The sequence below is a fragment of the Engelhardtia mirabilis genome, assembly GCF_007748095.1.
Taxonomy (GTDB): domain Bacteria; phylum Planctomycetota; class UBA1135; order UBA1135.
In genome coordinates this window covers 4,422,237-4,445,158 of the sequence record NZ_CP036287.1, presented here as the reverse complement: position 1 = coordinate 4,445,158, position 22,922 = coordinate 4,422,237, and the positions used below count along the sequence as shown (strand labels likewise).

Annotated in this window: 13 protein-coding genes; 8 read left to right on the top strand and 5 right to left on the bottom strand. The window is 69.9% G+C overall.

Features of this window, described 5'->3' with window-relative positions; translation table 11 throughout:
- The first annotated feature begins 230 nt into the window (after window positions 1-230).
- The 3 genes from Pla133_RS16430 (at window position 231) to Pla133_RS16420 (ending at window position 4,769) form a co-directional block, all read left to right on the top strand.
- On the top strand, window positions 231-2,090 hold the full coding sequence (locus tag Pla133_RS16430) for a B12-binding domain-containing radical SAM protein (protein WP_419191614.1): 1,860 nt from the start codon (window positions 231-233) through the stop codon (window positions 2,088-2,090).
- A 295-nt stretch (window positions 2,091-2,385) separates the two neighbouring features.
- Complete coding sequence (locus Pla133_RS16425) at window positions 2,386-3,711, top strand: HTTM domain-containing protein (RefSeq protein ID WP_419191613.1); 1,326 nt, start codon at window positions 2,386-2,388, stop codon at window positions 3,709-3,711.
- Between the two features lie 20 nt (window positions 3,712-3,731).
- Window positions 3,732-4,769: a toll/interleukin-1 receptor domain-containing protein gene (locus Pla133_RS16420; protein ID WP_419191612.1), complete on the top strand. Its 1,038-nt coding sequence runs from the start codon at window positions 3,732-3,734 to the stop codon at window positions 4,767-4,769.
- A gap of 47 nt (window positions 4,770-4,816) precedes the next feature.
- Here the strand turns inward: Pla133_RS16420 and Pla133_RS16415 are convergent, their stop codons facing one another.
- Both Pla133_RS16415 and Pla133_RS16410 read right to left on the bottom strand, forming a co-directional pair.
- Window positions 4,817-6,817 carry a PKD domain-containing protein gene (locus tag Pla133_RS16415; RefSeq protein ID WP_145067162.1) on the bottom strand — a complete coding sequence of 667 codons (2,001 nt, stop codon included), beginning with the start codon at window positions 6,815-6,817 and terminating at the stop codon, window positions 4,817-4,819.
- A 516-nt stretch (window positions 6,818-7,333) separates the two neighbouring features.
- Window positions 7,334-9,688 carry a beta-propeller fold lactonase family protein gene (locus tag Pla133_RS16410; protein ID WP_145067160.1) on the bottom strand — a complete coding sequence of 785 codons (2,355 nt, stop codon included), beginning with the start codon at window positions 9,686-9,688 and terminating at the stop codon, window positions 7,334-7,336.
- Window positions 9,689-9,924: 236 nt separating this feature from the next.
- On the opposite strand from Pla133_RS16410, the gene htpG reads away from it, so the two are divergent.
- Window positions 9,925-11,880 (top strand): molecular chaperone HtpG, encoded by a 1,956-nt coding sequence (gene htpG, locus Pla133_RS16405; protein ID WP_145067158.1) that lies wholly within the window; start codon window positions 9,925-9,927, stop codon window positions 11,878-11,880.
- Window positions 11,881-12,313: 433 nt separating this feature from the next.
- Here the strand turns inward: htpG and Pla133_RS16400 are convergent, their stop codons facing one another.
- On the bottom strand, window positions 12,314-13,963 hold the full coding sequence (locus Pla133_RS16400) for an FG-GAP repeat protein (protein WP_145067156.1): 1,650 nt from the start codon (window positions 13,961-13,963) through the stop codon (window positions 12,314-12,316).
- A 609-nt stretch (window positions 13,964-14,572) separates the two neighbouring features.
- A complete protein-coding gene (locus tag Pla133_RS16395; protein ID WP_145067154.1) occupies window positions 14,573-16,303 on the bottom strand; it encodes a WD40 repeat domain-containing protein in 1,731 nt (576 codons plus the stop codon).
- Between the two features lie 103 nt (window positions 16,304-16,406).
- Between Pla133_RS16395 and Pla133_RS16390 the strand changes: the two genes are divergently transcribed.
- The 4 genes from Pla133_RS16390 to Pla133_RS16375 all read left to right on the top strand — a co-directional run bounded on the left by Pla133_RS16390 (window position 16,407) and on the right by Pla133_RS16375 (window position 21,704).
- The gene (locus tag Pla133_RS16390; RefSeq protein ID WP_419191611.1) at window positions 16,407-17,351 is read left to right on the top strand and encodes an RluA family pseudouridine synthase; all 945 of its coding nucleotides are present in this window, start codon (window positions 16,407-16,409) and stop codon (window positions 17,349-17,351) included.
- Between the two features lie 48 nt (window positions 17,352-17,399).
- A complete protein-coding gene (locus Pla133_RS16385; protein ID WP_419191610.1) occupies window positions 17,400-18,500 on the top strand; it encodes an MBL fold metallo-hydrolase in 1,101 nt (366 codons plus the stop codon).
- Window positions 18,501-18,835: 335 nt separating this feature from the next.
- A complete protein-coding gene (locus tag Pla133_RS16380) occupies window positions 18,836-20,656 on the top strand; it encodes a hypothetical protein (RefSeq protein WP_145067150.1) in 1,821 nt (606 codons plus the stop codon).
- A 151-nt stretch (window positions 20,657-20,807) separates the two neighbouring features.
- Entirely contained in the window at window positions 20,808-21,704 is an 897-nt protein-coding gene (locus Pla133_RS16375; RefSeq protein ID WP_145067148.1) for a hypothetical protein, read from the top strand.
- Window positions 21,705-21,725: 21 nt separating this feature from the next.
- Here Pla133_RS16375 and Pla133_RS16370 read toward each other — a convergent pair whose 3' ends face one another.
- Window positions 21,726-22,907, bottom strand: a complete 1,182-nt coding sequence (locus Pla133_RS16370; RefSeq protein ID WP_145067146.1) for an acyltransferase family protein — start codon at window positions 22,905-22,907, stop codon at window positions 21,726-21,728.
- Between the last annotated feature and the right edge of the window lie 15 nt (window positions 22,908-22,922).

Genomic DNA, 22,922 nt, shown 5'->3' with positions numbered 1-22,922 from the left:
GGGCCGGGAAGGGGCCAGCGGGCCGATCGGGCGACCCCGAGGTCCTGTGACGGACTTGCCGCGAAAATCGCCAGGTTACGTGAGGGATGCTATGGTTTCGGGTCCCCCAGGGATCTGCCCAGCTCCTCCCCCTATCGAGAATCGTCCACCGACGACCGGCCCCCCGGGTGGGACCCGCACGGCCTCGTCTCGGACCCCTCTACCACCGCCCCCGCGCGGCTCGCTGTTACATGAAGACGCTCCTGCTCCATGCGCCCGGTGACTCTCCTTGCGATGCGCCGTGGATGGGTGTGCCGGCCCTTGTCGCCCACCTGAAGAAGGTCGGCTACCCCGACACCCACCAGCGAGACCTGGATCTCGACCTCTACTACGCGTCCCAGAAGGCCGACGGGTACAAGCGCATGTCGCGGCTCTTCAAGGAGGGCATCAAGCACGCGCCGAAGACGGGCCCGCTCTACAAGCGCCTCTTCCTGCACCTCTTCGGGCTCCCGGCCATGTGGCTGATGACCCGCTGGGAGCTGCGCGACCTGGCCTTCTTCGAGAAGTTCCGCCGCGACACGCCGGTTAACGAGCAGTTCCCCGAGGACGGCAAGATCCGCTACCGGCGGACGGCCCAGGGAATCCTGAAGATGATGGCGATCTGGTACTACCCGTATCAGTCGTACCCCAAGTTCTTCAGCCTCCGCGAGAAGAACGTCTTCTGGAAGCTCCACCTGCGACTGGGCTACCTGTTCAACGACTACTTGAACCTCGGCCACAAGGCGCTTGAGTCCTACTACGAGGACTACGTCGTGCCGATGGTCAAGGACGGCAACTACGACGTGGTCGGCATCTCGGTGTCGGTGCAGCGGCAGTACGACACCGCGATCATCCTGGCCGAGGTGCTGCGCAAGCACAACGTGCGCGCCAAGCTGATCCTGGGCGGTAGCTACATCTCCGAGACCTACGACTCGGAGTGGCTCGAGGACGAGATCCTGGCCAAGTTCGACTACACGGTGCGCTACGAGGGCGAGGACGCGCTGCACCGCCTGCTGCTGCACTTCGAGGGCAAGGGCGAGCTCGAGGACGCGCCGAACCTGATCTACATGAAGGACGGCGTGCGGGTCGAGCACAAGCGCGACCGCGTGCGGGACATCAACGTCTTCGCCGCGCCCGACTACGACGACCTGCCCCTGGACCACTACCTCGACCGGCCGGTGCGCCTGCCGATCATGGGCAACCGCGGTTGCTACTGGGCCAAGTGCACCTTCTGCGCGCACTTCTGGTCCCTGGGTGTCGGCGCCATGCGGGATCGCAGCGCGGTCAAGCTGATCGACGACGTGAAGACGCTGCAGGCCAAGTACAACGTCCGTCACTTCTTCTTCGCCGACGAGTCGATCTACCCTCCCACGATCGAGGACTTCTGCGAGCTGGTCCACGAGGAGGGGCTCGACATCAACTGGTCGGGCATGATCCGCTTCGAGGAGTGCATGACGAAGGAGTACCTGGAGATGATGCACGGGGCCGGCTGCCACGTGCTGCTCTTCGGCCTCGAGTCGATCTCCCCGGGAGTCCAGGACATCATCAAGAAGGGCGTCGAGATCCCGATCGTCTGGCGTGTGCTGCGTGACGCCAAGGAAGTCGGCCTCAACGTGCACCTGTTCATGATCCTCGGCACCCCCGGCGAGACGAAGGAAGAGATGGAAGAGAACATCAACTTCCTGCTCGACAACACGGACCTCTACAAGACGGTCCAGTTGGCCTCCTTCGAGCTCACCATGGGCTCGCCGATGACGCTCAAGCCCGAGCGCTACGGCATCGCCGACATCCAGGTCCACGACCGCCACGGTCGCAAGGCCTTCTCCGACGTGGAGTACACCCGGACCACGGGTCTGACCAACGCGGAGGTCGACAAGTACGTGGAGTACGCGACGACCCACCCGGTGCTGTTCGCCAAGGACTACTGGAGCGGCTTCGGCTTCCAGATCTACGAGCCCAACGGCCTGCACGTGAACCCGGCCCTGCGTCCGAAGCAGAAGCCGACGACCGATCCGCGCTCGCTCAGCAAGGATCCGCGCGCGCCCAAGACTGTCGGCTCCGGAGCGGAGTGATCGAGCGGGTCCCCTCGGGGGCCCAGCGAGCGCCAGGCGCCCGGCACCCAGCGATGGGGGCCGGGCGTCTGGCCGTTCAGGGGCGATCCGCCCATCGCCACCGGTCGCGAGGGTGACCGTTGACGGAAGGCGGATTCGAACCGAAGCTCGCAGCCTTCTCGGACCGCCATGCGCCGGTCCATTGCTCCGAGCGATGCCCAACCCCGAACCGACCACCCGGAGCGGCGCGCACGACGACAGTCGTACTGCGAGCCGGTTCGACCGCCTCCGCGGAGCGCTTGCCACTCCGGTCGATGTGGCCTCCCTGGCCGTCTTCCGCGTTCTGTTCGGCGCCGTGCTCTTCTGGGAGGTCTGGCGCTTCTTCGACAACGGCTGGATCCGGACCTACTACATCGCGCGCGAGGTGCACTTCAAGTACCTCGGCTTCGGCTGGGTCCAGGCCTGGCCGGGCGATTGGATGTACGTGCACTTCGCCGTGGTGGGGCTCTTGGCCCTCGGCGTCGCAGTCGGCTACCGCTATCGCCTCTGCTCGGCGTTGCTCTTCGTCGGCTTTGCCTACTGGTTCCTGCTCGACAAGACGCGCTACCTGAACCACCTATACCTGACGCTGATCCTGTGCTTCCTGATGGCGCTGGTTCCGGCCCATCGGGGAGCGTCCCTGGACGCCCTGCGCAGGCCGGGCCTGCGTTCGGAGACCGTGCCGGCCTGGAGCCTGTGGCTCCTGCGCGGGCAGATCGCGGTGGTGTACCTGCACGCCGCCCTGGCCAAGCTGAACGGCGACTGGCTGCGCGGCGCGCCGATGGGGGCCTGGCTCCGTGCCCGCGACGAGCTTCCGTTGATCGGACCGCTCCTCGGTCAGTCGATCGCCGTTCCGGTCTTCGCTTGGGGTGGCTTCCTGTTCGACCTGACCGTCGTGCCCCTGCTGCTTTGGCGACGCACGCGACTGCTCGCGGTCCTGCTCTCGGTGTTCTTCCACGTCACCAACAAGTGGCTCTTCGACATCGGCATCTTCCCCGTGTTGATGCTGGGGGCCACGACGCTGCTCCTGTCGCCCGACTGGCCGCGCCGCCTGTGCCTGCTCTTTCCGCCTCTGGGGCCTTCACGGAGCCCGAGCCACCGCGGCGCTGCAGCGGGCGTCGGCGCGCCGCGGGTGGGGCGCTGGCTCACTGGCTTCCTGGCCCTGTGGTTCGTCGTGCAACTCGCGGTTCCCCTGCGCCACTGGCTGTACCCGGGCAACGTCAACTGGACCGAAGAGGGTCACTGCTTCTCCTGGCGCATGAAGCTGCGCGACAAGGACACGGTGTCGACGCGCTTCCTCGCCACCGACCCGGCAACGGGTCGCGAATGGGTCGTCGACCAGGGCTCGACCCTGAGCACCCGCCAACGGGAGAAGGTTGGCCAGTGGCCCGACCTGGCCCACCAGTTCGCGCTGATCACCGCCCAGCGCATGCTTGAGGAGGGCCTGGGCGAGGTGGAGATCCGCGTCGAGGCCCTGGTGTCCCTCAACGGCCGCGAGCCGCAGCTCCTGATCGATCCCGAGGTCGACCTGGTCGCCCAGCCCCGCAGTCTCGCGCCGGCCGAGTGGATCATGCCCCTGGACCGCCCCTTGCCTGGGGAATGAGCGGGGTGCCACGGATCGCCATGACGCACCAAGTCTTCATCAGCTACTCGAACGTGGACCGCCGGATTGCCGATCGCGTCTGCGAGCAGCTCGAGGCGGCCGGGATCGTGTGTTGGATGGCGCCGCGGGACATCCTCGCCGGCGCCGATTGGAGCGCCTCCATCATCGATGCCCTCGGCGCCGCCAAGGTCCTGGTGCTGGTGCTCTCCGACGCCAGCAATGGCTCGAAGCAAGTTCACCGCGAAGTCGAACGGGCCGGTTCCGGCGAGCTGCCGATCGTGACCCTGCGCGTCGAGGACGTCCGGCCGTCCAAGCTGCTCGAGTACTTCATCAGCAAGCACCACTGGCTGGATGCGACGAGCGCGCCCCTCGAGCCTCACCTGGTGGAGCTGGTTCGCAGCGTGGGGCTCCTACTGGAGCGCGAGGTCTCGGTGCCGGCCCCCGCCCGGCGGGTCGAGGCAGCGCAGCGGCCCGCGCAAGCGGCGGGGGAGCGGCGCCGGCTGGCCCGCGCCCCTGTGATCCTGCTCGCCCTGGCGGTGGCGCTCGGTCCCCTGTACCTGCTCTTCGACGCGCTCGGCGGGGCAGACCCGGTGGGGGCCACCCCGGCGATCGAGCCCACCGAGTCCCTGCCTGCAGGCGGGCAGGACATGCCCCCGTCCACGAGCGATGCGGGCCTGGCCGAAGAGGTTGGGCGGGCGCAGACGCCAGGCTGGACTCGGACGGCGACCGGCAACGTCCGGTACCGCGGACGTGAGTGGCGGGCGGAACCGGATCGGGGCACCTTCGAGGACGCGGCGTCCGTGCTGAGGCGAGCCAACATCGATCTGCCGTCCGGCGCGTCGGCCTGGCGCCTCCCCGACCTGGGCGAGCTGCGGGAGCTGGCCGAGTTGATCGAGGGGGGCGCCGTGGCGCACGAGCCCACGGACCTCGCTTGGTGCGACGACGCGCCCACGGGGATCTTCGCCCGCGCCGCCCGCCTCGAGGCGGGGTCCGCCACCGCGGAGCGAGTGCGCGGCGCGACGACCCACACCTTCCGCCTGGTGCGCGACGCGGACTGAGCCGCAGGGCGAGCGGGTCACGGGGACCCGCCCGCTCCGGGTCGGGATCAGGGCTGCGCAGCCAGTCGCTGGGGCATCAACTGGCTGGCCTGACCCTCGATCTGCCTGACGTCGAGGATCCGTCCACCGCGATCGAGCAGGCGCACGTCGAGCTCGACGCGCACACGCTCCTGGGCCAGGGACTCGCCGAGGGCGTCGCTGAAGCGGAACTCCGGGATCCACTCCTCCGGCGGCTCCTGGGCTCGAACGGCCACGAGCACGTCGGCCGTCTCGAAACGCGCCACCAGGACCGGCAGGTCCCGACGCGCCATGGTCAGCGCGGCCTCGCGCACCGTCGCCTCCAGGTCCTCGCTGGTCCGTTTCAGGTTCGCCCCGCCGCGATCACCCCCTGTACGCAGCGAAGCCTCCTGCTGCCGGGTGGACTCACCCGCCGCCGTGTCGGCCACCTGCTGGTGCACCAGGCGATCGTCCGTGCCCTCGATCCGAATGCCGTACTCGAGCGGCTGACCCCGCTCGCCCCCGCCGGTGACCAAGCCGTACTCGAGGTGGGGTTGGTAGTCGCGCTTGGCGGTCACGCCTTCGGAGGTGCGTCGACTGATGTCGATCACGGACTCCGGCGCGAGCCGCGCCATGACGGCCGACGAGCGCTCGAGGACGTTGCGTCCGTCGGCGACCATCAGCTCCGTCAGTCGCTCGAGGACGGCCTTGAAGGCCAGGTCGGACTCGTAGTTGGCCTGCTCCAAGGACGTCAGCGCGATGCGGAGCTGTCCCGGCTCGGAGGCGTTCTCCGGCTCGATCTGGTCCAGGACCCCGCGCAGCTTGGAGTAGGCGTCCTGCCAGGCCAGGCCCCGCAGCTCCTCGGTGCTCAGGTAGCGGGGCAGGATCGTCACGGCCAGCTCGGTGGAGCGCTTCGACCCCGGGGTCTCGAGCTGTGCCTGGTAGGGACCCTCCAAGCCGAGGGTGGCGTGGCCATAGGAGAGCTCGAGCTCGTAACGACCCGGGGCCTGGTAGGTGTGCTCCACCAGGATCGAGCGCGGCTGGTCACCGTCGAAGTCGATCGTGACCCCCTCTTGCGCGGGATCGGTGGCGGTGGAGGTCCCGTCGCCGAAGGACAGCACCACGTCGCGGACGTCGCGCGGGTGGAAGCCGGCCTTGGGGACCAGTCGGAACTGGATCGGTGCCTGCACGCGCAGCAGCTCGCGCGCCGCGGGGTAGGTCTCGACCGCCACCTGCAAGGGCTCTCGGTGCAGGACGGCCTCGAGGGTGTCGTTGGTCTGGCTCGTGCTGCCGTCGTCGGCGACGACACGAAGGGTCACACCGAAGCTCTGGGGATCCGCGAACTCACGCTTGTAGTCGTAGGTGTGCCGCACGATCGCCTCCGTCGTGCGCTGGGGCGGAGTGCCGTCGCCGAACGACCACTCGTACTCCTTGATCGCGCCCTTGGGCGACGACTCGGAGGCGTCGAACACGACCTCGTCGCCGAAGGACAGGTCCCGTCGGTCGGTCTTCAGGCGCGCCGCCAGCTCGAGCTCGAGGCCTATGTTCTCACTCTGGCCGGGGACCAACCTGACGCTCTCGCGGGTGCGCAGGCCGCTCGCGCCGGTGGCCTCGACCACGACCTCGCGGCCCGAGGCGGAAACGGGGACGTTGGCTGCATAGGGGAGCTTCAAGTCGCGCACCGGCTGGCCATCGACGATCAAGTCCCGCACGGAGCCGCTCTCCACGCGGATCTCGACGCGCGCGGGCATGGTGATCGTGACCCGGTTCACACCGTCCTTCGAGACCTCGGCGGTGACCTCCTCGCGCACGCCCTGCTCGGACTTGGCCACCACGGCCACGGTCCGGACCTCGTCCTTGCCGACCGACACGCGGGCCTCGTACTCGCCCTGCTCGAGCTGCTTGGCGCGCTTGCTGTCGACGGTGACGTCGGCCATGCCGACGCCAGGCGGCTCGATGCGAATCGACATGCGCGCGGTGCTGCAGGCGCAGGTGACCAGGAGTAGGGCGACGCTCGCGAAGCGGCAGGCGAGCTGGGATGTCTTCGACATGGGTTTCCTCCGTCGGGGGGCTGGGTCAGGCTCGCAATTGCGACGCCTGGAAGTGGCGAGGCCCGGGGCCAGGCGTGCCGGGGCTCGAGTCGAGGGCGGTGCGACCACGCACGACTCGAAAGGGAGTTAACGACCACGACCGCCCGATCGAACGGACCACGTCCAGTGGCCACGCGCGAGCGTGGGTCCTGCCTGTCCCGCAGAGGGAACTCGCTGTCGAGCGTCGGCCGCCCGCAACACCAGACCTTGCGGCGCAAGGCATCCCCAGGGACGCGCGGGGCACCGACCGCGCAGAGGTCTGGCCGATCATCGAGTGAAGCCCGGAGAGGCCCGATCCCGCTTCGAAGCGCACCGCCCGAACAGGCGCGACCCCCGGCGGCCGTGAGGCCGACGGGGGTCGCTTCGTCGTCGCAGCGCTAGAGGGGGTTCGCGCTGCGGTGCCGAACGCCGTCGGGGGGAGGGGGGTGCGTTCGGCGACCGCGGTTCGGGGCCGCGGTGGAGGGGGGGGTCAGGAGGTCATTCCAGGTCGCGCCACCTTGCGCGACTGAGGACGGCGTCGGGGCCGGCCCCGGCACCCAAGGGCGCGGAGTCGACGTGGGTCAGGCTGCCGGCCGCACCGATGGCGAAGACTTCGATCGTGTTCGAGTTGAAGGCTGCGGCGTACAGCAGCTCACCCGAGGGGTCGACGTCGATCGACTTGGTGTCGAGTCCGGCGGAGTGGGTGGTGACGAGGCTCAGGGCATCGTTGTCGGCGCGGGCGACCACGGCCACGGCGTTGGCGTCGGCCAGGGCCACGTACAGGTTGCGCCCGTCCAGGGACCAGTCGAGGCCGCGCGGATCGAGGCCGATGATCAGGTCCTGCGCGAAGCTGAGCGCCCCCGTGTTGCGATCGACGCGCTGCACGCGGATGCGGTTGAGGTTGGAGCTCGAGACGGCGAGCAGCCCACCGTCCGGCGACAGCGACAACGAGCGCGGTCCGGAGGTCAAGCCGTTGTCGAAGGGCGAGCCTGCGATCTCGATCAGGCTGCCGCTGGAGGTGTCGAAGACGGAGATGTCGCCGGAGTTGCGGTTGGCGACGTAGACGAAGCGACCGCTGGCGTCGAGGTCCACGTCGTCGGGGGCGAGGCCCGCGGGCGTCGTGTCGAGCTCCACGACTTGTCCGGTCGTGACGTCGACGTCGAACAGGGTCACGCCGCTGTTGCCTGCGGCGATCAGGCGCTTGCCATTGCCGGAGATGGCCAGGGCGCGGACCAGGAAGCCCGCGTTGGCCGTGGCGATCGGCTGCGACAGGGCGCCGCTGGTCGAATCGAGGCGGAAGCCCAGCACCTGACCGGCCAGCTCCTCGGCCACGTAGAGGAAGCGTCCGTCGGGCGAGATGGCCAGGTCGCTCGGCTTGGCGCCGGCAGCCTTGGGCGCGGCGATCGAGTCGAGTTGGGCCAGGACCTCGTCGAAGGCCAGGGCACTGACGTCCCCGGCGCTGATGTTGGCCGAGTAGACGCGATCGGGCGCCAGGGTCGCGGGGCGCGAGGTGCTGACCGGGATCAGGTCCACGGGGTTGCCGGCGGCCATCTCGCGCGTGCCGTCGACCAGTGCCGCGAGGGCGGTCGCGGGCAGGGCTGTGGCTGCGAGGGACCGGTCGAAGAGCGGCGCGAGCACGCGGTCGGCCACGCCCAGCTCGGCCACCGAGGCCATGTTGCCGCCGGTGGATAGCACCGAGGTCGCGGTCAGGCGCTTGTCCGCCAGGATCTTGAAGCTCTCGAGGGTGCCCCCTGCGAAGGTCGACACGGTCAGGCGCTCGCCGCCCATGCTGGCGCTGAGGCTCACCGGTTGGGCCGCAGTCAGGTAGCTGTCCAGGCGCGTCATCACGCCGGCGCCGTCGATACCGATGGCCGTGATCGCGTTGACGCCGAAGTTGCAGGTGTAGAGCCCGCTGCCGTCAGGCGTCAGGGCCAGGTCGAAGGGCCCGGGGGTCATCACCGTGCCGCGCGCCGACACGAAGCCGCCGCTGACGGGATCCAGGTCGAAGGCCGCGATCAGGTTGCCGGTCAGGCTGGCCACGTACAGGCTCTGTCCGTCGCTACTCAGGGCCAGGCCGCTGGGGTCGCTGATCGGCAGCAGTTGCGCGGTGGGCGCCAGCAGGCCAGTGGTCGCGTCGATCTCGAACAGGGCGACAACGTCGAGACCGAAGTCGGCGGCATAGAGGAAGCGCCCGTCGGGGCTGATCGTCAGGTCAACTGTGGCCGAGCCGAGCTGCAGGAGCTGGACGATCGTCGCGGCCCCGGTCTCCTGGTCGATCTCGTAGACGCCGATGCTGCCGGTGCCGAAGTGGGCCACGTACAGGAAGCGGCCCAGGGGGTCGGCCGCGCCGCGGAAGGGGAACTGGTCGGCCGGGGACGTCGCGCCGGCAACGAGCTCACCGCTCTCGCCGTCCACGCGCCAGGTCTGGATGCGTCCCTGGCCCCAGTCGAGGCCAAAGGCGAAGCGCGGCGCGCCGAACGAGTCGCGCACCTCCAGCTCGACGTCGGCCGTGAGGTCGGCGCCCAGGGCCGTGATCGTGTAGACGGTCGGCGCGGCCGGATCCGTGGGGATGCCGGTGATCGCTCCCGTGAGCGGATCCAGCAGCAGGCCGGCCGGCAGGGGGGGGCTGATGCTGAAGCCGGTGGTGCCGCTGGGCTGCGAGACGGGCGTGATCGCCGGGCCGATCACGTCGGCCAGGTAGACGAAGCTGCCGTCGCTGTAGGTCAGCGTCGGCACCTGGGCGGGCGGTCCGGCGGGCACACCCGCGCTGCCGCCGCATCCCGCGAGCGAGCCTGCGGTGGCGCCCAGGGCCAGCAGGAAGAAGTTTCCGGTACCAGTCGATCGGTTGGTCATGGCTAGGGGATCCCCGGTCCCCGCACGTCAGGCGCCCCTGGTCCCCCCGGGGGCCGCCGACCCTCAAAGCTACCCCGCTGGGCGGGGGGCGGTGGAATGGGGCGATTTTGCCTTCAGCTCGGCGCCCGCTATCGTGTGCGGTTCGCCCCCGCGCGCCGAAGTCCGCGCGGGCGGCCCCCGGAGGGGGCCCGGCGAACCCAGATCACCCCGATACGGCCTTCCTGAACCGACGAACGATGACCGCCCAAGCAGCCACGATGGAGTTCCAGGCCGAGGCGCGCCAGCTCCTCGACCTCGTCATCCACTCGCTCTACTCCCACAAGGAGATCTTCCTGCGGGAGCTCGTCTCCAACGCCTCCGACGCCCTCGACAAGCTGCGTTTCGAGGCGCTGAAGGACCCCGCCCTGCTCGAGGGCGACGCCCGCCTGCGGATCGAGTTGGTGCCCGACAGCGACGCCCGCACGCTCACGATCGTCGACAACGGCGTGGGCATGGATCGCGACGAGGTGATCGCCAACATCGGCACGATCGCCTCCTCCGGCACGCGGCGCTTCCTGGAGGAGCTGAAGCACAAGGGTGAGCGGGCCGACGTGCCCGAGCTGATCGGTCAGTTCGGCGTGGGCTTCTACGCCGCCTTCATGGTGGCCGACGACGTCACCGTCGAGACGCGCCGCGCCGGTTCCGACAAGGGCGTGCGCTGGCAGTCGGCGGGGGAGGGCAGTTACACCCTCGAGGAGGCCGACGGCCTCGCGCGTGGCACGCGCATCACCTTGAAGCTGCGCGAGATCGACGCCGAGGAGGCCGGCGCGGCGGACTACACCCAGGAGTGGGTCCTGCGCGACGTGATCCGGCGCTACTCGGACTTCGTCGAGTACCCGATCGAGATGGAGATCGAGCGCCAGCAGCCGGTGGCCAAGGCGGAGGACGCCGAGGAGGACGACGACGCCGAGCCGGAGATGGAGACCGTGCGCGAGACCGTCACGCTCAACTCCATGCGGCCCCTGTGGACGCGCTCCAAGGCGGACATCACCGAGGACGAGTACACCGAGTTCTACAAGCACCTCACCCGCGAGTGGGAGCCGCCCCTCGACACGATCCACTTCAAGGCCGAGGGCACGACCGAGTACACAGCCCTGCTGTTCCTGCCGAGTCGCAAGCCGATGGGGCTGTTCGACCCGACCGAGGCCAAGTCGCGCATCTCGCTCTACGTCCGCAAGGTCTTCATCACCGACGACTGCGAGGAGCTGGCGCCGGTCTGGCTGCGCTTCGTGCGCGGCCTGGTGGACTCCTCCGACCTGCCCCTCAACGTCAGCCGCGAGACCCTGCAGCACGCGCGGCAGCTCGGTCAGATCAAGAAGCGCCTGACCCGCAAGGTGCTCGACGCCTTCGGGACGCTCTTGGCCGATCGCCGCGAGGACTACGTCAAGTTCTGGGGCCAGTTCGGCGCGGTGATCAAGGAGGGCCTGTACTACGACGACGACGTGCGCGAGGACCTGGCCAAGGTCTGCCTGTTCCACACCACCGCCGGCGACGAGCTGACCAGCCTCGATGAGTACGTCGGTCGCATGCCCGAGGGCCAGGAGGCGATCTACGTGCTGTCGGCCCCCGACTTGACCGCCGCCCGCCGCTCGCCGCACCTGGAGGCCTTCAAGGCCAAGGGCTACGAGGTGCTGCTGATGGTCGACCAGGTCGACGAGTTCGCCCTGCAGCGCCTGGACGAGTTCGACGGCAAGCCCCTGCGCTCGATCGCCAAGGGCCAGGTCGACCTCGGCGACGAGGACTCCAAGGCGAAGCTCGAAGAGCAATCCAAGGAGCTCGAGGGCCTGCTCGAGGGCGTCAAGGAGAAGCTCGCAGAGCACGTCTCCGAGGTGCGCCTCTCCACCCGCCTGACCGACTCCGCCGCGGTGCTCGTCTCCGCCGAGCACTCCATGGCGCCCCACGTCGAACGCATGATGCGCGAGTCCGGCCAGTCCTTCGGCCCCGCCATGGCCAAGCGCACCCTCGAGCTGAACCCGACCCACCCGATCGTCAAGCGCCTCGAGGGCCTGCGCGAGTCGGACGGCGGGCGCTTCGGCGACTACTGCGAGCTGCTGCTGGGCCAGGCCCTCTTGGCCGAGGGCTCCCCGGTGCCCGACCCCGGCCACCTGGCCAAGCTGATGACCGACCTGATGGTCGGCGACGCGGCGGGCTGATCCGCCGCGGATCGGTCCTTTCCGGCCGCCCCTGCCGGCGCGTACCGCTTCCCTCGGTCGCAGCCGGCGGGGCCCCGGCCTGTCGCATCGCGAGAGGCGGGCGAGGAGCCTTCGGATCACGTCGCACTGTGCGCCGAGAGCGCGGTCCCTCGAGCGACGGAGAGTCTGCGGCACCTCGAGCTGGCACTCCTCGGCTCGCCAACAGCGCAGGTGCTGCCGGTTGAACCTGCGACGCTACTGCGTCGTAGCGCCAGCCGGTCGCGATTGTCGCGTTCAGCGACTGGACTCGAGGGACAGGTAGAGCTCCATCCAGTCCCGGACCGTGACCGAGGACGAGGGGCGACGACACCGCCAAGTCACGCGAATCCGGCTGGAGGGGGCGAAGGGGTGCGCCAGCGCGCGCGTTGCTGGCGCCCCCTCGCGATGCGGGCCGCTACGGTACGAGTTGCAGGGGCGACGGCGGCGACACGGCGGAGACGCTCACCGGGCCCGAGGTGTCGAGCACGACCGCGGCGTGGTGCAACACCAGTCCGGCCAGGCTGGGTGGCGCGTTGGGCGGGATCGAGAAGGTCGCCAGGCCTCGGCCCGAACCGTCGAGCGCTCCGAACGTCGCGCCCAGCGGGGCCGTGTTCGGCGCTACGAGTGTCGTGTTCGTGTAGCCGTCGGGCACCAACTCGAGCAGCAGCCCGTCGACGGAGAGCCCGGGGGTCGTGCCAGAGATCGAGCCGAGGACGATGTAGAGCTGGCCGGCAGCGGACGAGCCGAAGTCGAGGGCGAGCTGTTGGGTTCCGCCGGCCCACAGGTGCAAGAGCACTGGGTGGGCTTCGAGTGACTGGCTGCCGGAGGGCTCGTACACGAAAGCTGCGCCGCGGCTCTGGACGGAGAACGGATTGATCTGAATGTCGGACTGCCCTGCGCCAAGCGCGACGGACGTCGCATCGATGGCGACGTCACGCGCAACGCCTTCGAGCGTGACCACCGGCGGCACCGTTTCGCCCTCCACGATCGACTCCAACTGCCACGAGCCTGCCTGGAGTCGGTAGACGTGTGCCGAGCCGGGGTGGGGCGCGATTCCGATCATGTGGGAGCCGACCGCGAGCCGGTCGCCCTTCAGGTCGATCGAGAAGCCGAACCCCAGGCCGAGGACTGGATCGGTCGGAACCAACTGCTGTTCGAGGGTCCAGTTGCCGGCGCCGTCGCGGACGTAGATGTAGGCCGGGCCCAGGACGCCGTGTGAGCCCCGGCCGATAGCTACCCGGGTCCCATCGAGGGACACCGAGCGACCGAAGGTGCCGAAAGCCGGCCCGTCCGACGGAGCCAGCGTGGCCTCCAAAGTCCATCCGGACGACCCTCGCCGGTGGATCTCGACGACGCCGCTGTCGGGGGTCACACCGTCGGCCGACTCGTAGGGAACCGCGATCAGGTCACCACTCAAGGAGGCGGACCAGCCGGAGGCTCCGACCGTGGGCGGCTTCGGGATCTGGCCGTCGGAAACCCATTCGCCCGTGCTCGATCGCCTGAACAGCAACATGGGCGCGGAAGCCGGGAACCCGTTCGACTTGGGCATGACGGCACAGCGGTCCCCGTCGAGGGTCACGGTGAAGCCGTAGTTGTCCGCCGGCGCAGCCGCGGCCGGTGCGAACGACGCGGCGAGCTGCCACCCGCCGCCGCCGGGGTCGAGGTCGTAGAGGTGGGCTGCGCCCGATGCATTGACTCCTCCCGCGTCCTCGAGTGGTGCGCCGACCAGCAGCCGCTCTCCCGAGAGGCTCAACCCGCGACCGAAGTTGCCACCGAGGCCCGCGATCGGCGGTGTGAGGAGCGGCAGGGGTTCCCACCACCCGCCGGCGGTCCGGCGCCAGGTGAAGACGGCGCCGTCCGGCGACGACCCGACGTTCTGCTTGCCGTTCGATCCCACGACGAGCAGCCCATCGTCGAGCTCCAAGGCGGTTCCGAACAAGGCGTTCAGGTTGAGCCCGGGCGGTGCCAGCCCGGCCTGCAAGTTCCAGTCGAGTCCGCCCTGTGCACGGGCGAGGGAGGTACAGCCGAGGGCCGCGACGGCGAGCAGGATTCGGTGGCGGATCATGGGTGGATGTGGCGACGGATAGGGACGGGCCTGTGCCGGACCGAGTCGACGGGAGGGGCGTCGCTCCAGGGGACGGCGGGGAGAGGGCCTGCGACCTACGGGAGGCGCTCTAGACCTTCGGCCGCCTCGGTGACTTTTTCTGGCGGCGCATCGGCCCTGATTCGCCGCGCGAACCGCCGGAAACTCGCCGACCCCGTTCCCCTGGGACCGCGCCGCGGGCGAGGTGCCCGTCGTCCTGTCCTCGGCGCGCGACAATCGCGCCGTGGGAGCGCGGACCTGGATGGCCCAACCAGCGAGCGGCCTGCGCCCACGGGCAGGCGGCGAGGCACTTCGGCGAGCGGGTCGCGTCCGCTGGGGGCTCAGCGGGTCGGCGTGCCCGACCCTCCGGCTGCGAACAACCTGGGCCCGAGGGCGCCGGATCCCGACCCGCCAGCCTCGCCATGGCCTGCCCACTCGCCAAACCCTATGGCGCCTGGAGAAGCTGAGTCGAGAGGTCAGAGTCGGCGAGTGTCCGAGCCTGGACTACGTGTTCGAGCGCAGAGGTGACCACGAGGCGAGACCAGTCCAGCTCGGCGGTGGCGATCCGGCCAGATCGTCAAGCAGCCCCCGTCACAGGCCTGCAACGTTCCACTCGAAGCACTCGCCGTCCGTGCACACCGACAGCCAGCGTTCGCTGGCGACGCGCAGGATGGCGATCACGGGGCTCCAGTGGTCGTGGGAGCGGGCGAGCTCGCGCCAGGTCGCCGTGTCGAATACGCGCACGTAGCAGTCCGCTGCGACGAGGTCGCCGGCGTCGTCCTCGAGCAGTTGGCCGGTGCCCACGAGTAGTTGCTTGCCGCCGGGGGTGAAGCGCAGGGCGTTGACGGTGCCGTCGCCGGTGGGGATGCGCTGGAGGGGCGTCACGCCGTCGGTGTTGCGACGCAGGACGATCACCTCGGACCCGCGGCCGATCGCCACCAGCTCGCCGTCCAACGCGATGTCACCGACGGGTTGGCCGCTGGACTCCAGCAGGGTCGGGCCGAGCCAGTCGGCGGGCGCGACGGCGAGGGCTTGGACCGCGCCGTCCTCGCGGCCGACGATCACCACGCCCGTCTCGGCCAGGGCCACTGCGGTCGCGGCCGGGCCGCGGCCCAGGACCACGAAGGCCTCGAGGTCGATCAGCACCGTCTCGTCGTTGGTGGCGAGCACCGCGCGGTGGGGGCCGACCGACAGGTCGCGCGGCGATCCGCGCAGGTCTTCGATGACCGCCAGGGGAATGCCGCTGCGGATCTCGTACAGCTCCGCGCGGTCGCGACCGGCGGCGAGCAGGGTGTAGCCGTCGTCGGTGAAGCTCGAGATCGACAGGCGGCGACCGGTGTCCAAGGAGGCCAGGGGCGCGAAGGACTCGCCGGTGGAGCGCTCGACCACGCGCAGCCGGCCGAAGGTCACCGACGCCACGGCCAACAGTTCGCCGTCCACGGAGATCGAGGCCTGCTCGGCGTAGTCGTCGAGGGTTCGCTCGGCGCGACCGTCCAGGCGTTCGGGGGCAGCCATGAAGGGGGCCAGGGCTTGGGCCGCAATACCGGGACGTCCGCCCGCGAGGGGCCGAACTTCCGAGATCACCCCGAGGGCCGCGCCGGATGCGTCGAGCACCGGCAGACCGGCCACGTTGCCCAGGGGCAGGGAGGGCGCGGTGCTGGCGAACTCGATCTCGAAGAAGGAGTCGTCGTAGACCTCCGCCACGGTGCCGCCGATCGGCGACAGCGTCGGGCCCAAGAGCATCAGCACCGCATCCCCCGCGCGCGGCATGGCGGCCGCTGGCGTGATGCTCGCGTCGGCGGCGGCGCCGGGCGCGTCGAGCAGCAGCACGTCGCTGCTCCAATGGTCGAGGGCTGCGCAGGACGGCGAGCCCAGTTGCACCGCACCGCCGGGCAGGGTCAGGCTCGCCCGCGCCACGGTGGACTCGTAGCGCGACAGGTCCAGCTCGATCGGCAGGCCGCCGGGGGGGCCCGCCAGGTGGCGCGCGGTGGCCATCACGGTGCGGCCCTGGCGGCGGGTCAGGAAGCCGTAGCCGAGCTCGCGCGAGGCTCCGCCCGCGAGGTCGATCCGCAGTCGCCCGATCGCGGCGCGTGGAAAGGCGGAGGGGCCCTGGTCGACGGCCGGCCGCTCGACGCCGACCGCGGGGGCGATCTGCGGGGCGAAGTCCCCGGGTCCCGTGGAGGTCGTGAACTCGACCGCTGACCCCGGGGCCGCCCCTGTCCCGGACGCCGGCTGGGTCGACTGGTCAGGAGGCTCGCCTCCGCAGGCCGCCAGGACCAGGGCCACGAGAGAAGCACGGACGACGGGCCGGAGCGCTGCCATCGGAGCAAGGTAACGGGCGGCCCCGCGGCGGCGACACCGGGTGGCGGGCGAATCGCCCCGCCCAGCCCGCGACCGAGCCACCCGCGCGAGTAACGTACGCAGCGTGACCGACGCCGGACCTCCCGATGAGCGCGCCGTGCCGCGCGAGCTCGCAGGCCAGAGCCTCGACCGCGTGCTCGCCGGCCTGTGGCCCGACCAGACGCGATCCGCCTGGCAGAAGCGCGTGCGGCGCGGCGAGGTGCGCTTGGATGGCAAGGTCGTGAACCGCTCCAACCTGCGGATCCAGAAGGGTCAGCGGGTGAGTGTCGGCGGCGCGGTGGCGGAGGCCGGGCAGGTGGCCCCCCTTCCCGATCCGACAGTGCTGTTCGAGGACGAGCACGTCCTGGCCCTCGACAAGCCGCCGGGCTGGCTGACCCACGCCGCCGACCGCGCCGCCGGTCCCACGATCGTCTCCTTCGCCGCCAAGCTCGGGCCCCTGGCCGACGCCGAGGACCCCGATCGCCCGGGCGTCGTGCACCGCCTCGACCGCGGCACCAGCGGGGTGATCCTGCTCGCGCGCACGCCCCTGGCCCTCGAGCGCCTGCGCGACGCCTTTCGCGCTCGGCGCACCGACAAGCGCTACACGGCCCTGGTCCACGGCGAGCCGGCCGTCGACGAGTTCGAGGTCGACCTGCCCCTGCGCGGCGGCGCGAGCGGCGCGGACCGCCAGCTCGCCGGGCGTCACGCGAAGGCCAAGGAGGCGCGCACGCGGGTGTGGGTGCTCGAGCGCCTGGGCGCCGCCAGCCTGGTCGAGTGCAAGCCCGAGACCGGCCGCCGCCACCAGATCCGCGTGCACCTGCAGGAGGCGGGCTTCCCCGTGGTGAACGATCCTCTCTACCGCGCCCCGGCCGAGCTGCGCCCGACGGTCCCGCGCCTGCCGCGCGGCCGCCACGCGCTCCACGCGGCCTCGCTGACCCTGCGGCACCCGGCCGGTGGGCGTGAGTTGTCAGTCCGAGCGCCCCTGCCGGAGGACCTGCTTGGCGCGCTCGAAGTCCTGCGCGGCAGGTAGCCCGGACCGGTAGGTGGAAAGCCCGGTCCCTCCATCCGAAGAACAGCCGTGCTCTCACCGATCTTCAGGCGTCGACTGCGGCGCGCCCTGACCGTTCTCGGCGCCGGCGTCGGACTCATCGCAATCGCCGCCGTCGCGGGCGGGTGGTACTTCTCGGGTCCACGCTACGCGGGGCCGACCAGCGACCACTTCGACGGCGACGTGTTCGCCAACGCCGAAGCCACCGACCACACCGATCCGCTGACCGTGCTGCGCTGGATGGCCGGACGCGATCCAGGCGAGTTCCCGGCGCGCGACCTCGCGGGGCCGACGGACCTTCCGCCGCAGCGCGTCGAGGGTGCCGAGCTGCGGGTGCAGATGGTCAACCACTCGACGCTCTTGCTGCAGACGGCGGGCCTCAACCTCCTGACCGACCCGATCTGGTCGCGCCGCTCGAGCCCCGTGCAGTGGGCCGGTCCCGACCGCCGCACGCCCGCGGGCATCGCCTTCGAAGACCTGCCGCCGATCGACGCGGTGCTGATCAGCCACGATCACTACGACCACCTCGATCGCACGACGATCCTGCGGCTGCGCGACGGCCACGATCCGCTGTTCGTGGTGCCCCTGGGCAACCGCGCGCTGCTCGAGTCGTGGAGGGTCGAGAAGGTGGTCGAGCTCGATTGGTGGCAGAGCCAGGTGATCGGCGACCTGACCATCCACGCCACCGAGGTGCGTCACTTCTCGGGCCGCGGCCTGTTCGACCGCAACGCGCGGCTGTGGTGCGGCTACGTGATCGATGGTCCCGGCGGGGCGACCTACTTCGGCGGCGACTCGGGCTACGGCGAGCACTACCGCCGCACGGCCGAGCGCCTGGGCCCCTTTCGGCTGGCGCTGCTCCCGATCGGCGCCTACGTCCCGCGCTGGTTCATGTCGCCGGTCCACATGGACCCGGCCGACGCGGTCCAGGCCCACGGCGACCTGGGCGCGCCGCTCTCCATCGGGATCCACTTCGGCACCTTCCAGCTCGCCGACGACGCGCGGGGCGAGCCGCTCGAAGACCTGCGACGAGCCCTCGAAGCAGCGGGGGAGGGCGGCATCGAGGGCGAGTTTCGAACTCTGGAGAACGGTGCTTGGTCGACGGTGCCCCCGATTCCACCTGCGGATCATTGATGGCGCGGAAAGAAGCGTCGATCGGCCGAGACCGTTTTTGCCGCGGCGCAGTCTTGCTGGTACAAGGGCCGCGCGCCCTGACACCACGGGGAATTCAGGCGATCTGCGCCGGGTCTGAACTGACGACTGTGAAATAGCGACTACAGATTCACGATTCTGAATCCACGGTGGTGCGGCGAGATGCGCGCGGCCGCGGATTCGCAATGAGACCGACAGTGGTCGAGCGCGAACCGCTCTCGACTCGGGAATGGCTCGAGCTCCTCGGACCCTGACAGGCTTCGAGGTTCTAGACGGGGCCCGGGAATTCGAGCACACGGCGGCGCCTCAGGGGCTGATTGCCGCTGGAGCGCGAATTTGGGTCTGCACTTTTTGTGCGATTCTCGGTCCGGTCCCGTTCCGAACGTTCAAGAGTCGTCCTGGTCTCAATTCGGATAGGAAACATGCTTCATAGTTGGATGGAAGACGTCGTCGCTCGCGGGCTTGGGTCCGCCGTATCTGCCCTAGCACTGCCAGTCCTGTTGACCTCTGCCTTGGCGGTGACTGCATTCGCGGCACCAGCCGTGGGCCCGGCCGCTCACATAGGGCTGGCCCCGGCGGTTTTGGGGGAAGGACTGTCGCAGGGCGGGGCGGTGTCTCAGGACGGGGCGGTGTCTCAGGATGGGGCGGTGTCTCAGGACGGGGCGGCGCCGCGGGACGACTCCGCGCCGCAGGACGAGGCGGCCGGAACCAAGTGGGTACCGGGCGCCGGTCCGGCGAGGGTCCGTCAGTCGGTGTTCGAGGTCCTGGTCGAGTTTCCGTCGCCCAGCCGGGCCAATGACGACCTCGACGGTGCTTTCGGAGTCCAACCCGGCGTGCTCGTCGCGGACGACTTGATCGTCACTGGTCTCGCGGGGCTGGTGGGCAACAAGAATGGCAAGGGGATCGAGGTCAGCCCCGACGGCAGCGCGCGCAATCGCTTTCGCGCCAAGCTCGCATGCGTGAGCCCCCTTCACGACCTGGCCCTGCTCCAGATTCCGGCGTTCGGGTCGGATCCTTCGGACAAGGAGGCGCGGATCGCGGAAGGAGTCGTCCGTCGACCGCTCCGGATCGATGAGCCTGCGAATAGCGGCGGTGAGCGGTGGGCGCTGCTGATCGACCCCACGGGGCGGCGGCGCGAAGGTGCCGTTCCGATCGGTGAACTGATCCTCGGCCCGGGGCCGGCACCGCTGATCGACGCTGCGGCCACAGGCGATGCCGTCGCCGAGGCGGCCGCGGAGTCCCTGCGCCAGCGCACTGCCCTCTTGGACGGCCAACGTCGACACATGGGCGGCGCACCGGTCGTGGACGATCAGGGTCGTGTCGTTTCGCTGTTGAAGTGGTCGAGCCCCGGGCGTGGGTTGGAGTTCGTCGACGTGGATGTGGTCAGGGCGCTGATCGAATCCTGCCGCGACGCTGGTGAGGACCACGAGCATCGCGGAATCGTCTCTGGCTCGGAGTCCCGCGCCTATCAGTTCCCCCAGCTCGTCTGGGCGCGCGGAAAGAGCGCGACTGCGAAGAAGATCGCTCGCAAGTACCAGCAGCTCGCCCGCTGTTCGAAGTGCTCAGGGACCGGTGAGTACGAGGAGGAACGAAGCGAGGAGGGTCTTGCCGGGATCAAGTCGACGCGGTACGTGAAAGTGACCTGTGCTGACTGTGCACGGCGCAAGCTTGGCGAGGACGGTGACGTCTGGAAGGCCTCGATCGGGATGGCTACTTCGATCTGCCGCGCCTGGTCGCCCTCCCTGGAAGCTGGGGCGCGGGCGCAGATTCGCGAGGCCTTCGAGAACGCCGTGACCGAGACGGCCGCTCTCAACCCCGGTGCCTTCAAGCGCGCCGTGATCGACGAGTCGCGCGCGCGCCTCCAGTGGGGCCAGTTGATCCGGGGACATTCGTTGTTGCTCTACGCTGATGGCAATGAGTGGCCCGCCCAGTCTCTGCCGGGATGGAGCGGAGACGTGCGGAGGGTCTCAACGGGCTACTATCCGAGCCTCCTGATCTTGGATCCCGCAGGCCGCGCGGCGCCCCGTGCCTTCCACGACGTGGTCTTCGTCGGCGCCGTGGCGGGTGTCCTCACGATCGACGGTCAGCCCCATGTCGTGATCGAACGTTGCGTGACCGTGGACGTTCCGCATCCTTGATCCGATGCATCGAAACCAGGCTCGCATTCACCGCCGGAGCTCGCTTCGCGGTGGTTTCGAGCCTGGTTCCAACAGTTCTCGAGACCCGCTTTCCCTGCGTGACCTCGGGAGAGGTCGACACGGTTCGAATCGGCTCGACTAGAGTCTGGCGATGGTGAGATCGAAGCGGGGGGAGGCCCAGGCGGCGGTGCTGGTGGGAACGGTCTTGGTGCTGCTGGCGACCACAGGGGCGTACATCTTCCTGCGGACCGGTCGAGCGCCGGCGCCGGTTGCGGCGGCGGTGGGCAGCGGGACTTCCGGGGCGAGTGCCGACTCGGGAGATGACGTGGCCACCGTGATCGCCGCACCAAGGGTCCTGTCGGCGGACCAGCGCACTCCCGATGAGCCGGAGCCGGCAGACGAGCAGGAGTCGGCGAGCGACGATCCGCTCGACGACTTGGACGGGTTCCTGTCCGGCTTCTACGACTCAACGAACCCCGACATCGACGGCCTGCGCGCATTGATAGCCCAGTTCGGTGCCGAGGCGGAGCTGGTCGCGGGGTCCTTGACCAAGACCTCCGGTGGCGAGTGGAGCGGCCGTCTGCGGATTCCATCCATTGGTCGATCGGGGAGCTTCACAGTCGGTGCGAGCTCCTTGGACGTGGACCTGGAACAGCCCTTCGGGGACCGCGACTTCTCTCGCCGGATCGTGGCCGTCTACCTCGGCGTGGACGAGAGTGGTGCGCCGCTCGAAGGGAACGGTTGCGTGTGGCACGGCATCGACGAGTTCAACGACGAGGTCATGGACGTCCTGCTCGACGCTCCACGCACCGTGGGCGCGAGGCTCACCGTCAGGCAGGACGTCGGCACTGTCGTGGAGCCCTTGCTTGCCGTTGCGCTCGACGACGAAGACGGGCTCAGGCTCGTCTACGGCGACGAGGCGCTGGAGCACTATGAGGAGGAGCAGGTTCCCGGCTCGAGCCGGGACGAGGGGGCCGTCGACTTCTCGGCCTGGTACGGCTGGCGCGACTTCCATGCCCACACGCTGGCGCTCGCGCAGGCGGACTGAGCACGACCGCCAGCGCTACCGCTAGTGCTCGGTCCGAGTACCACGAAAGCGCGCGCCGATCCGCAGCAGGGGGCGCTCGATGGCGAAGTAGGACGCGGTCGCCGCCGCGAACGTCAACCCGATTGCCAGCAGGGTACGCGGCAGCAGGGGTGGCCCCGGAACCTCCGCCGAAGGCGGGTACAGCACGTTCAAGGCGTCGTAGATCGGGAAGTGGTAGAGGTAGAGCCCGTAGCTGATGCGACCCACCCCGCGCAGGGTCGCGCGGCGCAGGAGCCAGGCCCAGGGTGCGCGGCTGCCCCGCCACGAGATCCCCGTGACCACCGCGGCGGTGGAGAGGGCGGCGAAGCTGACCAGGTTCAAGGCCGGCGCGAAGCTCATGGGGATCGCGACGCCGGTGTAGGGCAGGAACTTGTGGTTCCACAGGATCACCAGCGCCGGCACGCCCGACAGGATCGAGAAGGCGACCAGGACCAGGGCCATGCCACTCGCCTTCCAGCGCTCGCGGCACAGCCACGGCTCGGCGTAGGCGAGCAGGCACCCGGCGCCGAGGGAGAAGGCGCGGGTGAAGGTCAGCTTCTGGATCGCGGGGCCCTTGAACAGGGGCGCGGCGCTGGCCGCATCCATGGTCAAGAGCACCGCTGCGAGGAGTGCGCCCGGCAGCACCAACCAGGCGATCGAGCGCCGACTCCAGCGTGGGCTGAGCCAATAGGCCGCGAGGGGCCAGACCAGATAGAAGTGCTCCTCGACCGACAGGGACCAGGTGTGCAGCAGCGGCCCGTCGGAGAAGTGCAGGGCCTGGTAGAAGTTGGCCAGGTAGGCCGCGCACCAGGGCAGCTCCGGCCCGGGCGCGAAGATCCAGACCAGCGCCAGCAGCAGGTAGTAGATCGGGAAGATCCGCAGGAAGCGGCGGATCCAGAACTGCCGCAGGGGGGTGCCCAGGGCCCGATCCGCGAGCAGGATGCGCGTGATCAGGAAGCCCGAGAGCACGAAGAACAGGTCCACCCCCAGGTAGCCCGGCCCCAGGAGCCAGCGCCCCAGGTGGTCTGCACCGGGGACCAGTCCGTCGGTCACCCCACGCGGGGAGTGCTCCCACAGCACGATCAGCACCGCGATCGCGCGCAGGCCGTCGAGCTCGGGGATCAAGCCCGGCCGTCGGGTCGGGGTCGACACGACGGCGTGGCCAGGGGCGGGGGGGGCGGGCATGGGGCCCGGAAGTCT

Coding starts and splice junctions, on each gene's coding strand:
- Pla133_RS16430 (WP_419191614.1), top strand. CDS start 231: ATGAAGACGCTCCTGCTCCATGCGCCCGGTGACTCTCCTTGCGATGCG.
- Pla133_RS16420 (WP_419191612.1), top strand. CDS start 3,732: ATGACGCACCAAGTCTTCATCAGCTACTCGAACGTGGACCGCCGGATT.
- Pla133_RS16415 (WP_145067162.1), bottom strand. CDS start 6,817: ATGTCGAAGACATCCCAGCTCGCCTGCCGCTTCGCGAGCGTCGCCCTA.
- Pla133_RS16410 (WP_145067160.1), bottom strand. CDS start 9,688: ATGACCAACCGATCGACTGGTACCGGAAACTTCTTCCTGCTGGCCCTG.
- htpG (WP_145067158.1), top strand. CDS start 9,925: ATGACCGCCCAAGCAGCCACGATGGAGTTCCAGGCCGAGGCGCGCCAG.
- Pla133_RS16400 (WP_145067156.1), bottom strand. CDS start 13,963: ATGATCCGCCACCGAATCCTGCTCGCCGTCGCGGCCCTCGGCTGTACC.
- Pla133_RS16395 (WP_145067154.1), bottom strand. CDS start 16,303: ATGGCAGCGCTCCGGCCCGTCGTCCGTGCTTCTCTCGTGGCCCTGGTC.
- Pla133_RS16375 (WP_145067148.1), top strand. CDS start 20,808: ATGGTGAGATCGAAGCGGGGGGAGGCCCAGGCGGCGGTGCTGGTGGGA.
- Pla133_RS16370 (WP_145067146.1), bottom strand. CDS start 22,907: ATGCCCGCCCCCCCCGCCCCTGGCCACGCCGTCGTGTCGACCCCGACC.